Origin of the sequence: Mesorhizobium sp. 113-1-2 (genome assembly GCF_016756475.1) — a bacterium.
Classification (GTDB): domain Bacteria; phylum Pseudomonadota; class Alphaproteobacteria; order Rhizobiales; family Rhizobiaceae; genus Mesorhizobium; species Mesorhizobium loti_C.
The window spans coordinates 4,233,294-4,246,048 of record NZ_AP023242.1; the positions used below are offsets into that span (position 1 = coordinate 4,233,294).

Here is a 12,755-nt window from a genome sequence, read left to right on the forward strand (position 1 = left end):
TGAAGCGAGGCGGCCCTTGCGGTTGACTTGGCCAAGACCTTCCGATTTACACCGAACCAGCAAAAATCCCGACAGCGCGGACCATTTTCCCATGCTTGAAAAGACCTACGACGCCAAGACCGTCGAGCCGAAGATCGCCAAAGTGTGGGAAGAGGCCGACGCGTTTCGCGCCGGCGCAGGCGCCGAGGAGGGGGCCGAGGCCTTCACCATCGTCATCCCGCCGCCCAACGTCACCGGCTCGCTGCATATGGGGCACGCGCTCAACAACACGCTGCAGGACATTCTGGTGCGCTTCGAGCGCATGCGCGGCAAGAACGTGCTGTGGCAGCCGGGCATGGACCATGCCGGCATCGCCACGCAGATGGTGGTCGAGCGCCAGCTGATGGAAAAGCAGATCCACCGCCGCGATCTGACGCGCGAGCAGTTCATCGAGAAGGTTTGGGAGTGGAAGGCCGAATCCGGCGGCGCCATCTTCAACCAGCTGAAGCGCCTCGGCGCGTCTGCCGACTGGTCGCGTGAGCGCTTCACCATGGATGAGGGGCTGTCCAAGGCCGTTATCGAAGTCTTCGTCACCCTCTACAAGGAAGGGCTGATCTACAAGGACAACCGCCTTGTGAACTGGGACCCGAAACTGCTGACCGCGATCTCCGATCTCGAGGTCGAGCAGCAGGAGGTCAACGGTAATCTCTGGCACTTCCGCTATCCCGTGGAAGGCGAGACCTTCGATCCGGAAAATCCGAAAACCTTCATCACGGTCGCGACTACACGCCCCGAAACCATGCTGGGCGACACGGCGGTGGCGGTGCATCCGGACGACGAACGGTACCGGCACCTGGTCGGCAGGAACGTGGTGCTGCCGATCGTCGGCCGCAAGATACCGGTGGTGGCGGACGAGTATTCCGACCCCGAAAAGGGTTCGGGCGCGGTCAAGATCACGCCGGCGCATGATTTCAACGATTTTGAAGTCGGCAAGCGCCACAAGCTGCCGGCGATCAACATCCTGACCGTCGAAGCCGCCATCAAGTTGAAGGACAATGAGGATTTCCTCGCCGGCCTCGATGTGACGCCGGAACGCCAGGCTGTCTGGGACGAGCTCAACGGCCTCGACCGTTTTGTCGCGCGCAAGAAGATCGTCGAGCTGATGGAGGCCGGCGGCTTCCTCGACAAGATCGAGCCGCATCGCCATGCCGTGCCGCATGGCGACCGCGGCGGCGTGCCGATCGAACCGTTCCTGACCGAGCAGTGGTATGCCAATGCGGCCGAACTCGCCAAGCCGGCGATCGCCTCGGTGCGCGAAGGCCGCACCAACTTCGTGCCGAAGAACTGGGAGAAAACCTATTTCGACTGGATGGAGAACATCCAGCCCTGGTGTATCTCGCGCCAGCTGTGGTGGGGCCATCAGATTCCGGCCTGGTACGGACCGGATGGGCGCGTCTTCGTCGAGAAGACCGAGGAAGAGGCGCTGGGTGCGGCGATCGAGTACTATCTGGCACTCGAAGGGCCGTGGAAGGCCTGGGTCGAGGACAAGCTGGAGAACTTCAAGCCGGGCGAGATCCTGACCCGTGACGAGGACGTGCTCGACACCTGGTTCTCCTCGGCGCTGTGGCCATTCTCGACGCTGGGCTGGCCGGATCAGACGCCGGAGGTGAAAACCTACTACCAGACCGACGTGCTGGTGACCGGCTTCGACATCATCTTCTTCTGGGTCGCCCGCATGATGATGATGGGCCTGCATTTCATGGACGAGGAACCGTTCCACACCGTCTATGTGCATGCGCTGGTGCGCGACAAGAACGGGCAGAAGATGTCGAAGTCGAAAGGCAACGTCATCGACCCGCTCGACCTGATCGACGAGTTCGGCGCCGACGCGCTGCGCTTCACGCTGACGGTGATGGCGGCGCAAGGACGCGATGTGAAGCTCGACCCGGCGCGCATCGCCGGCTACCGCAATTTCGGCACCAAGCTGTGGAACGCGACGCGCTTCGCCGAGATGAACGAAGTCGCGCGCAATGACGATTTCTGGCTGAACGACGCCAAGCTGGCGGTCAACCGCTGGATCCTGACTGAGTTGACGCGGGCCGCGCGGGAGATCACGGACGGCATCACCTCATACCGCTTCAACGAGGCCGCTGGTGCTGCCTACCGCTTCGTCTGGAACCTGTTCTGCGACTGGTACCTGGAGCTGCTGAAGCCGGTGTTCATGGGCACGGACGAGGCGGCCAAGGCCGAAAGCCGCGCCTGCGTCGCCTTCGTGCTCGACGAGATCTACAAGTTGCTGCACCCGATGATGCCGTTCATGACGGAAGAGCTGTGGGCACAGACGGCGGGTGAGGGCAAGGAGCGCGAGTCACTGCTTTGCCATGCCACCTGGCCGTCGCCGGACTTCGAGGACGCTGATGCGGCCGCGGACATCAACTGGCTGGTCGATCTCGTCTCCGGCATCCGCTCGGTGCGCTCGGAGATGAACGTGCCGCCGGCGGCGATCGCGCCGCTGGTCGTGGTCGGCGCCAACGATCTCACGCGTGAGCGGCTGGTTCGCGAGGACCAGGCGATCAAGCGGCTGGCGCGCGTCGGCGACATCTCGTTGGCTGACACGGCACCCAAGGGCTCGGCGCAGATCGTGCTGAACGAGGCGACGATCTGCCTGCCGCTCGGCAGCCTGATCGATCTCGCGGCCGAGGCTGCGCGGCTGCAGAAGGAACTGGCCAAGGTGACCGAGGAGATCGCGCGCCTGCACAAGAAGCTGTCCAACGAACGGTTCGTCGCCAGCGCGCCGGCCGAGATCGTCGACGCCGAGCGTGAGAAGCTCGCCGAATATCGCGACGCGCAGGACAAGCTTTCGGTGGCCCTGACCAGGGTTCGCGACGCCGGTTGAGGATAGATTCGAAGGCTTTAGCTGTCTCTAAAATGACGGTCCTTTTGCCTCGAAAGCAGGCATTCCGTTGCGTTAATGTTGACGTAAACGGAAGTTTTAGCCCCATTGTTGCCATAATGTAACAATGGGGCCGAACCCCCCTGAAAAGTGGCTGTTTTTGAGCCTTTTCGGGCGAGTTTTCCTCATTTTCTGACCGGATAGGCACGCCTGGGGCCGTTTTTCGGCCTTGCGGTGCCTGTCTGTATTTTGTCGAAAATGCGCTTGGCAAGCATGTACATGTACGCCCCAAGAATTCGTTGTTGCGGCGTTAACCCGAATTGGTTCTAGCTTGATGCACTAGTTATTCGGGGAGGACATCCATGAACATTATGCGTCTGAAAGCACTGCTGGGGGCGGGATGCTTTTCGCTGGCTTTGATCGGGACCGCAATGAATTCGGCTCATGCCGGCGGCATTGAGCGTGGCGGTTACGATATCGATCTTCTGTTCGATCCGGCGCCATTCGCGACGGAAGCGGAATCGACTTATGTTATGCCGCAACGCAAGCTCAAGAATGCGGTGGATACGGATCCGCTCAACGGAACTGTTGTAGGCTCGACCACTGCCAACGACAGCGAGAACTACTGGGTGCCGCGCATCGGCGTTAAGGCCCAAATCGTGCAGGGGGTCGACTGCATGTTCGACTACTCGCAGCCTTGGGGGGCGCATACGGCCCCTGGCCAGTGGGTTGGCGCGCAGTCCAACATGGAAACTGAAATCAAGAGCAACAACTACGCCGGCACCTGCTCCTATAAAATGGATGCTGGCAAGGGCCAAGTTCGCTTCATTGGCGGTGTGTTTTATCAGGAAGTCTATGGTTTCAAGGAAGACCTTGTGACGCCGTTTCTGCCGAATTTCTCCGGTACCGGCCGCGTCGATCTGACGAGTAGCGGTTGGGGCTGGCGAGCCGGGCTGGCCTACGAAATTCCTGAGATCGCGTTGCGGGCCAGCCTCGTCTACAATTCCCAAGTGAGGCTGGATAACATTTCGGGCACCCTTGATCTGACCCATGTCGGTGGTCCGATTATTCCGATCTACGGTGAAGCTTCGATGCCGGATTCTGTCGAATTGAAGCTTCAGTCGGGTATAGCTCCCGACTGGCTTGCCTTCGGCTCAATCAAGTGGGTCAACTGGAGTGTTTTACAGAGCATTCCGATCTGCTCGCAGGCCTCGAGAGGGATTGCTGCTTGTACAACGACCTCTCCGCAGCCGGTTAGGTGGACTTCCCTCGATCTGATGTACCGTGACGGCTGGACCGTTTCGGGCGGCATCGGCCACAAGTTCAACGATCAATGGAGCGCCGCCGGTCAGCTTACCTGGGATCGCGGTACCTCGCATGGCTACGGCTCACAGACTGACACTTGGACGTTGGGCGGCGGCGTCGCTTACACGCCTCGCCCCAACATCGAACTTCGTCTGGCTGGCGCGATTGGCGTGATGACCAGCGGCCACTCTGGTACGCTGACCGATCAAAATGGGTACGTGGCTGGTACTGATGCTAGCTACGACTTCGGTAACGATCTGGTCACAGCGCTTTCTGGCGGCCTCAAGATCAAGTTCTAAGCTGCTGAAAATTATAATAAAAGGCCGGGCAATGCCCGGCCTTTTTTGTTTGAGTCGACCTCACTTGTGCCCCAGTATCCAAGCCGCGTTGCATATAAGCCGCACTGGTGCCGTCTCGTGCGATTGTGACGTTTTGGCAACACTTTCTGAACAACCCCTGCGCTACAAATCCGCCTGAGGAAATTGCCCATTTCCCGCCATAAACCCGGCGCACCTCGAAATGGTCTCGGGACACGCGCCAAAAGGCTCGGCGATGGGACAGGCCGCACCGCCCGCGGCAAGGATGAGAATGGACGCCAAGGTCATTTCAAAGGCTAAGCTCCCTAGCCGCCACGTGACTGTCGGTCCGGCGCGCGCGCCGCACCGTTCCTATCTCTATGCCATGGGCCTGTCGGCAGCCGAGATCGCGCAGCCGCTGGTCGGCGTCGCCTCCTGCTGGAATGAAGCGGCACCCTGCAACATCTCGCTGATGCGCCAGGCGCAGGTGGTCAAGAAGGGGGTCGCGGCGGCCAACGGCACGCCGCGCGAGTTCTGCACCATCACCGTCACCGACGGCATCGCCATGGGCCACCAGGGCATGAAGTCGTCGCTGGTGTCGCGTGAGGTCATCGCCGATTCGGTCGAACTCACCATGCGCGGCCACTGCTACGATGCACTGGTCGGCCTTGCCGGCTGCGACAAGTCGCTGCCCGGCATGATGATGGCCATGGTACGGCTCAACGTGCCGTCGATCTTCATCTATGGCGGTTCGATCCTGCCCGGCAGCTATCGCGGCCGCCAGATCACCGTGCAGGATGTGTTCGAGGCGGTCGGCCAGCATTCGGTAGGCACGATCGGTGACGCCGAACTGCTCGAGATCGAGCAGGCGGCCTGTCCGTCGGCCGGCTCCTGCGGCGCGCAGTTCACCGCCAACACCATGGCCACCGTCGCCGAGGCGATCGGTCTGGCGCTGCCCTATTCCTGCGGCGCGCCGGCGCCTTACGAAATGCGCGACCGTTTCAATTTCGCCTCGGGCGAAAAGATCATGGAACTGATCGCGAAAAACGTCCGGCCGCGCGACATCGTCACGCTGAAGGCGCTGGAGAACGCGGCGACCGTGGTTTCCGCCACCGGCGGCTCGACCAATGCCGCCCTGCATCTGCCGGCGATCGCGCATGAGGCAGGCATCAAATTCGATCTCTTCGACGTCGCCAAGATCTTCGAGAAGACGCCCTACATCGCCGACCTCAAGCCAGGCGGCAAATATGTCGCCAAGGACATGTTCGAGGCCGGCGGCATTCCGCTGTTGATGAAGACACTGCTCGACCATGGCTATCTGCATGGCGATTGCCTGACGGTCACTGGCCGTACTTTGGCCGAAAACATGGAGCATGTTGCCTGGAATGAGCATCAGGATGTGGTCCGCCCGGCCGACAGACCAATTACCCAAACCGGCGGTGTCGTGGGGTTGAAGGGAAACCTTGCCCCCGAAGGCGCGATCGTGAAGGTCGCGGGCATGGCGGAGTTGAAATTCTCCGGCCCGGCGCGCTGCTTCGATTCGGAAGAGGAATGTTTCGAGGCGGTGACGCATCGCAACTACAGGGAAGGCGAGGTCCTCGTCATTCGCTACGAAGGACCGCGTGGCGGTCCGGGCATGCGCGAGATGCTGTCGACGACGGCGGCACTCTACGGCCAGGGCATGGGCGGCAAGGTGGCGCTGATCACCGACGGCCGCTTCTCGGGCGCGACGCGTGGCTTCTGCATCGGTCATGTCGGGCCGGAAGCGGCGGTTGGCGGCCCGATCGGTCTCATCCGGGATGGCGACGTGATCTCGATCGATGCGGTGAATGGCACGATCGACGTGGCGCTGTCCGAGGCCGAACTGGCGGCGCGGGCCAAGACTTGGAAGGCGCGCACGACCGACTATCAGTCGGGCGCGATTTGGAAATACGCACAGACGGTCGGGTCTGCCCGCGACGGCGCGGTCACCCATCCGGGCGGTGCGAAAGAAACACACTGCTATGCGGATATCTGAGTTGTTGAAGTCAACACCAGAGTTGTTGAGGTCATCTGTCCTTCCGGCACTGGTCGCTGTCGCGATCTTTGGCGCCGTGGGCCAGGCTTTGGCCTTCGACGACAAGGTGTTCGACGACAAGACTGGCGTGAAGCCGCAGTCGAGCCCCTGGGCGGTGTTCCAGTTCGGCTTCTCCGCTTACAAGAACGGCCACAAGGAACAGGCCGCCGAAGCCTATAAATATGCCGCCGAAAACGGCCAGATCGGCGCCACCTGGAAGCTTGCCCGCATGTATGCCGAGGGCGACGGCGTGGCGCGCGACGACTATGAGGCATTCAAGTTCTTCTCAGAGATCGTCGACCAGGATGTCGAGCCCGGTTCGCCCGAGGAAAGCTACGTCTCCGACGCGCTGGTGGCGCTTGGCGATTATCTGCGCACGGGCATTCCCGGCAGCCCGGTCACCGAGAACGAGGTGGCGGCGCAGGAATACTACATGCGCGCCGCCGCCAACTACCGCAACCCGAACGCCCAGTTCGAGATGGGGCAGATGTTCCTGAAGGGCGAGGGCGGCGTAAAGGCCAGCGTCAAGCAGGCCGGGCGCTGGTTCCAACTCGCCGCCGAGAAGGGCCATGCCGGCGCGCAGGCGACGCTTGGCCATCTCTTGTTCCAGAGCGGCAAGATCGTTCGCGGCCTGGCGATGATGACCGCGGCACTCGAGCGCGCGTCCCCGGCCGACCAACCCTGGATCCGCGGCATGCAGGAAGAGGCCTTCGCCGCCGCCGGCGAAGCCGACCGGCGCACGGCGATTTCACTGGCCGACGACATCTTGACCAAGGGCACCGCCAACACGGACCAGTAGGGCGCATAACTGCTTGCCCGGTAAGCCGCGAGTTTAAGCGGGTGAACTCAAACTCGAAGCCCTGCGCCGCCCCTCATCTGGCTGCCGCCATCCCGTAAACGGGGCGAAGGACGCTCTCGTCGCTGGTTTCGCCAATCGCCGACGCTGAAGAGATGGCGCGGCACTGCGGCCAGCTTCTTTCTCCTACGGGGAGAAATGCCCGGCAGGGCAATGAGGGGCAGCGCCGGCTTTTCAAATTGTCCCCGTCCGGGGCGAAGGTGCGGAAAATCAGTTCTCGGTCGGCTCTGTCGGCACCATGCTCGGCGCGGGCGTCGAGATCGGGGTGACGTGGAGATGCGGCGCCATCGTGTTTTCGGGGCAGCTGTCGCCGACCTTCGTCCAGGATGTGTTGTTGAGCACCATCTCGCAGCGCGCCAGATGGCTCTGGTCGGCAACCGTCAGGCAGGCGACCTGGCCGACCGGATAGGATTTTCCATTGGCAAGACATTCCGGGGCGGCGAAGGCCGGCAACATGGCGGCCGTGGCAAATGCCACGCCAATCGGACAAACAACAAATCGAATGGTCATGGGAACCCCGGCCGCCATGATGATCTCCCATCATGCGCCTGAATGTGGCGATATGAGGTCCAGCATCGGCGTGCCCGGCCGTGGGCCGCAGGGGTCTCTCCGTCAGGCCGGCTGCAGCGCGAGGTCGATCGCCACCGGCACGTGATCGGATGGCTTTTCCCAGGCGCGCACATGCTTTTCGATCGAGGCCGAAGAGAACCGGTTGGCGGCTTCCGGCGACAGCAGCAGATGGTCGATGCGGATGCCGTTGTTCTTCTGCCAGGCGCCGGCCTGATAGTCCCAGAAGGTGTAGGTGTCGGGCGCATCGGTGACCGCGCGCACCGCTTCGGTGAAGCCGAGATTGAGCAGTCGCCGGAAGGCCTGCCGCGTCTGCGGCTGGAACAGCGCGTCGCCCAGCCAGTTCTCCGGAAAGCGCGCGTCGATCGGCTCGGGAATGACGTTGTAGTCGCCGGCCAGCACCAGTGCCTCTTCCAGCCTCAGCCGCTCCTCGGCCCAGCGCTCCAGTCGCGCCATCCAGGACAGTTTATAGGGGAATTTCTTGTCGTCATCGATCGGATTGCCGTTCGGCAGATAGAGCGAGGCGACGCGCAGCGCGCCCTTGTCGGTCGAAAACACGCCTTCGATGAAACGCGCCTGCTCGTCGGTGTCGTCGCCCGGGAGACCACGATTGACTTCGTCGAAACGCAGCTTCGACAGCAGCGCCACGCCATTAAAACCCTTCTGGCCATGGGTTTCGACATTGTAGCCAAGCGCCTCGATCTCGGCGCGCGGGAACTGCTCGTCGACCGTCTTGATCTCCTGCAGGCAGACGATGTCGGGCGCGCTCTCGGTCAGCCAATGGGTGAGGTTGCCGATGCGGGCGCGAACGCCGTTGATGTTCCAGGTGACGATTTTCATGACGGTCTTATTCTTCCTGCGGCGGGTGGCGTTCGACGAGGCCGATCGTATTGCCTGCCGGGTCCTTTAGGAAGGCCATCCACTCGCTTTCCCCCGGCGGTCCGAAGGTGCCTTCGGTGTCACGATGGACAAGCGTCGGCGGCGCGGTGAAAGGGACGCCCGCGGCTTTCGCCTCAGCGTGGAAGGCTTCGAGGCCGGCAATGTCGAGATAGACTATGCCTGCCGGAACGCCGTCGGTGAACAGCAGGCGCACACCGCCGGCCACGATGAAGGCAATGCCGGGAGGATCGTAGCGGGCGTGAACGCCCATGCCGAGCACGTCGCGCCAGAAGGCCAGCGTCGAATCAAGATCGCGTCCGGCCGACAGCGCGACCTGACGGACCGCGCCGATGGCAGGCATGCCGCTAGATGGAGAAACTGGTGCCGCAGCCGCAGGAGGCGACCGCATTCGGGTTCCGGATCTGGAAGGACTGGCCCATCAGATCGTCGACGAAATCGATCACCGAGCCGCCCATATAGACCAGCGACAAATCGTCGATCAGTACGGTTGCGCCATCCTTCTCGATGGCGACGTCGTCGTCGTTGCGCGTGTCGACCAGGTCGAACTTGTAAGAAAAGCCGGAGCAGCCGCCGCCTTCGACGGAAACGCGCAGCGCCGTCTTGCCGGCCTCGCCAGAGACAATCTTGGCGATACGCCTGGCGGCGGCTTCGGTCATGTCCACTTTCATGGCGGTCTTGGCATCAGCGCCCATGGGCGTCACCTTGCTTTCGGTTTTACATGATAGGTATGAAGCGCGAGGGGCCAAGTCAACTAGATCAAGTCAACTGCGGCAGCATCAGCCATGACCAATGAGTTGGGCGACATCGGATTCGGCTATCGGCCGCGCGCGGCCTATGCCACGGATCCGGCGCGCTCGCGCGGCCGGCTATTCGACGAGGTCGAGAGCCCGACCCGCACGCCGTTCCAGCGCGATCGCGACCGCATCATCCACTCGACGGCGTTCCGGCGGCTCAAACACAAGACGCAAGTCTTCATTGCCCATGAAGGCGACCATTATCGCACGAGGCTGACCCATTCGATCGAAGTGGCGCAGATCGCGCGTGCGCTGGCGCGGGCGCTGCGCGGCGACGAGGATCTCGCCGAAGCGGTGGCGCTGGTGCATGATTTCGGCCACACGCCCTTCGGCCACACCGGCGAGGACGCGCTGAACGACAAGATGGCGGCCTGGGGCGGTTTCGATCACAACGCGCAGTCACTGCGCATCGTGACGCGGTTGGAGGCGCGCTACGCCGAATTCGACGGACTGAACCTGACCTGGGAGACGCTGGAAGGCCTGGTCAAGCACAATGGCCCGCTGACCGACGCCAGCGGCAAGGGCCTGAAAGGGCCGGTGCCGCAGGCGATCCGCGATTATTCGGAGCTGCAGGATCTCGAACTCGACCGGTTCGCCGGCATCGAGGCGCAGTGCGCCGCGATCGCCGACGACATCGCCTACAACACGCATGACATTGACGACGGGCTGCGGTCAGGGCTGCTGACGCTCGACATGCTTGAGGCGGTTTCGCTGCCGGGGAAGATCCTGGACGGTGTGCGCCAACGCTATCCCGGGCTGGATGACGTGCGCACCGGCCACGAACTGATGCGGCGGCAGATCACCGCCATGGTCGAGGATGTCATCGTATCTGCGACCGCCAATCTGGAGCGTGTCGGGCCGCAGAGCGCCGACGCGGTGAGGGCGGCGGGGGAGACGATGGTGACCTTTTCCGCCGAGATGGGCGCAGCGGAGAAGGAATTGAAGGCGTTTCTCTACAAGCACCTCTACCGGCACGAGGAGGTGATGCGGGTGCGCGCCGGCGCCGAGCAGATCGTCAGGGACCTGTTCGACGTCTATTTCGCCGATCCGCGCGCCATGCCGGATGGCTGGCGCGAGGGGCTGGACCGGGCCGACGATCGCATCAAGGCGCGCAGCGTGGCCGATTTCCTGGCAGGGATGACCGACACCTACGCGCTTAAGGAACACAGGCGTTTGTTTGACCGCACTCCGGATTTGAGCTAGGGCGGGCGCGATTTTGCCGGCCAACGAGCCGGATTCGCCATCAAGCCGCCAGAGCAATACCCATGAACATCTTCGCCGATTTCACCGCGCGAGTCACAAAGGCTGTCGAAGCGCTCGATCTGAAAGACAAGGACGGCGTTTCGCCGGACCTGTCGCGCATTGCCGTCGAACCGCCGCGCGACGCCAGCCATGGCGACCTCGCGACCAATGCGGCGATGGTGCTGGCCAAGCCCACCGGCCAGAATCCGCGTGCGCTGGCCGAGAAGCTGGCACTGGCGCTGCGCGATGACAAGGATGTCGCCGCCGCAGAGGTTGCCGGCCCCGGCTTCGTCAATCTCCGGCTCAAGGACGGTTTCTGGCAGGCGCATCTGTCGGCGCTTCTGGGCGAGGGTCGCAATTACGGCCGCTCGAAGGTCGGTGCCGGCCGGAAGACCAATGTCGAATATGTCTCGGCCAACCCGACCGGCCCGATGCATGTCGGCCATTGCCGGGGTGCGGTTGTCGGTGATGCGCTCGCCAATCTGATGGCGTTTGCCGGCTACGACGTGACCAAGGAATATGTCATCAACGATGCCGGCGGTCAGATCGACGTGCTCGGCCGCTCGGTCATACTGCGGTATCGGGAGGCGCTCGGCGACGAGATCGGCGAGATTCCGACCGGCCTTTATCCTGGCGATTATCTGGTTCCTCTCGGTCAGGCGCTGGCGAAAGAGTTCGGACGCAGCCTGCTCCAGATGCCGGACGATGAGGCGCTGGCCATCGTCAAGGACCGTGCAATCGACGCAATGATGGCGATGATCCGCGATGATCTGGCGCTGCTCAACGTGCATCACGACGTGTTCTTCTCGGAGCGCACGCTACATGCAGACAATGCCAGGAAGATCCGTTTGGCGATCAACGACTTGACGCTGAAGGGTCACATCTACAAAGGCAAGCTGCCGCCGCCCAAGGGCGAGAAGCCGGACGACTGGGAAGACCGCGAGCAGACGCTGTTCCGCTCGACGGCGGTCGGCGACGACATGGACCGGGCGCTGGTCAAGTCGGACGGGTCGTTCACCTATTTCGCCGCCGACGTGGCGTATTTGAAGGACAAGGTCGATCGCGGCTTCGTCGACCTGATCTATGTGCTCGGCGCCGACCATGGCGGCTATGTGAAGCGTCTGGAAGCGCTGGCGCGAGCAATCGCCGGCAACGAGGTGAAGCTCACTGTCCTGCTGTGCAATCTGGTCAAATTGTTTCGCGAGGGTGAGCCGGTCCGAATGGGAAAAAGGGCTGGGAATTTCGTCACGGCGCGGGAAGTCATTGAAGAGGTGGGCCGCGACGCGGTGCGCTTCATGATGCTGTTCCGCAAGAATGACGCGCCGCTCGACTTCGATTTCGCCAAGGTCACCGAGCAGTCCAAGGACAATCCGGTGTTCTATGTGCAGTACGCTTCGGCGCGCTGCCATTCGGTGTTCCGGCAGGCAAGCGAGCAATTGGGCGAGGCGAATTTCGATCGCAAAAGCCTGGCTGCCGCGGCGGCTTCGCTCACCGACCAGGGCGAGATCGGCCTGATCCGCAAGCTCGCCGAATATCCGCGCCTGATCGAATCCGCCGCTCTTGCGCTGGAGCCGCATAGGCTGGCATTTTATCTCTATGATCTGGCTTCCAGTTTCCACGGACACTGGAACCGGGGCACGGATAATCCGGACTTACGTTTTGTTAAGGTTAACGACCGACAATTGACGCATGCCAGACTAGGGCTGGTGCAGGCTGTTTCGGACGTTCTAACGTCCGGCCTGACGCTGATCGGGGCCGCCGCGCCCACCGAAATGCGTTAGGTTTGACTAAAAAACCTGTCACCTTTTGCCCACATTGCGCTGGTAAGGGCCAACCCTGCGCGACGTCCATGGCGTCCGAATGAGTG

General features: G+C 62.4%; 10 protein-coding genes. 6 read left to right on the top strand and 4 right to left on the bottom strand.

Annotation, left to right across the window (positions count from 1 at the left end):
• Positions 1-91: 91 nt before the first annotated feature.
• The 4 genes from JN279_RS20545 (at position 92) to JN279_RS20560 (ending at position 7,328) form a co-directional block, all read left to right on the top strand.
• Positions 92-2,875, top strand: coding sequence for a valine--tRNA ligase (locus tag JN279_RS20545; RefSeq protein WP_096446786.1), 2,784 nt, complete (start codon positions 92-94; stop codon positions 2,873-2,875).
• A gap of 359 nt (positions 2,876-3,234) precedes the next feature.
• A complete protein-coding gene (locus tag JN279_RS20550; RefSeq protein ID WP_096446784.1) occupies positions 3,235-4,476 on the top strand; it encodes an OmpP1/FadL family transporter in 1,242 nt (413 codons plus the stop codon).
• A gap of 289 nt (positions 4,477-4,765) precedes the next feature.
• On the top strand, positions 4,766-6,490 hold the full coding sequence (gene ilvD, locus JN279_RS20555) for a dihydroxy-acid dehydratase (RefSeq protein WP_202350099.1): 1,725 nt from the start codon (positions 4,766-4,768) through the stop codon (positions 6,488-6,490).
• A complete protein-coding gene (locus JN279_RS20560) occupies positions 6,477-7,328 on the top strand; it encodes a tetratricopeptide repeat protein (protein ID WP_027043784.1) in 852 nt (283 codons plus the stop codon). The genes ilvD and JN279_RS20560 overlap by 14 nt, the downstream gene beginning before the upstream one ends.
• A gap of 267 nt (positions 7,329-7,595) precedes the next feature.
• Here the strand turns inward: JN279_RS20560 and JN279_RS20565 are convergent, their stop codons facing one another.
• The 4 genes from JN279_RS20565 to erpA all read right to left on the bottom strand — a co-directional run bounded on the left by JN279_RS20565 (position 7,596) and on the right by erpA (position 9,544).
• A complete protein-coding gene (locus JN279_RS20565; RefSeq protein ID WP_183460259.1) occupies positions 7,596-7,913 on the bottom strand; it encodes a hypothetical protein in 318 nt (105 codons plus the stop codon).
• A gap of 84 nt (positions 7,914-7,997) precedes the next feature.
• A complete protein-coding gene (xth, locus tag JN279_RS20570; protein ID WP_202350100.1) occupies positions 7,998-8,792 on the bottom strand; it encodes an exodeoxyribonuclease III in 795 nt (264 codons plus the stop codon).
• A gap of 7 nt (positions 8,793-8,799) precedes the next feature.
• Positions 8,800-9,192, bottom strand: coding sequence for a VOC family protein (locus tag JN279_RS20575; protein WP_202350101.1), 393 nt, complete (start codon positions 9,190-9,192; stop codon positions 8,800-8,802).
• Positions 9,193-9,196: 4 nt separating this feature from the next.
• Entirely contained in the window at positions 9,197-9,544 is a 348-nt protein-coding gene (gene erpA, locus JN279_RS20580; protein WP_027024881.1) for an iron-sulfur cluster insertion protein ErpA, read from the bottom strand.
• A 90-nt stretch (positions 9,545-9,634) separates the two neighbouring features.
• On the opposite strand from erpA, the gene JN279_RS20585 reads away from it, so the two are divergent.
• Both JN279_RS20585 and argS read left to right on the top strand, forming a co-directional pair.
• Positions 9,635-10,849, top strand: coding sequence for a deoxyguanosinetriphosphate triphosphohydrolase (locus tag JN279_RS20585; protein WP_096446774.1), 1,215 nt, complete (start codon positions 9,635-9,637; stop codon positions 10,847-10,849).
• Between the two features lie 62 nt (positions 10,850-10,911).
• The gene (argS, locus tag JN279_RS20590) at positions 10,912-12,669 is read left to right on the top strand and encodes an arginine--tRNA ligase (RefSeq protein ID WP_202350102.1); all 1,758 of its coding nucleotides are present in this window, start codon (positions 10,912-10,914) and stop codon (positions 12,667-12,669) included.
• Positions 12,670-12,755 lie beyond the last annotated feature (86 nt).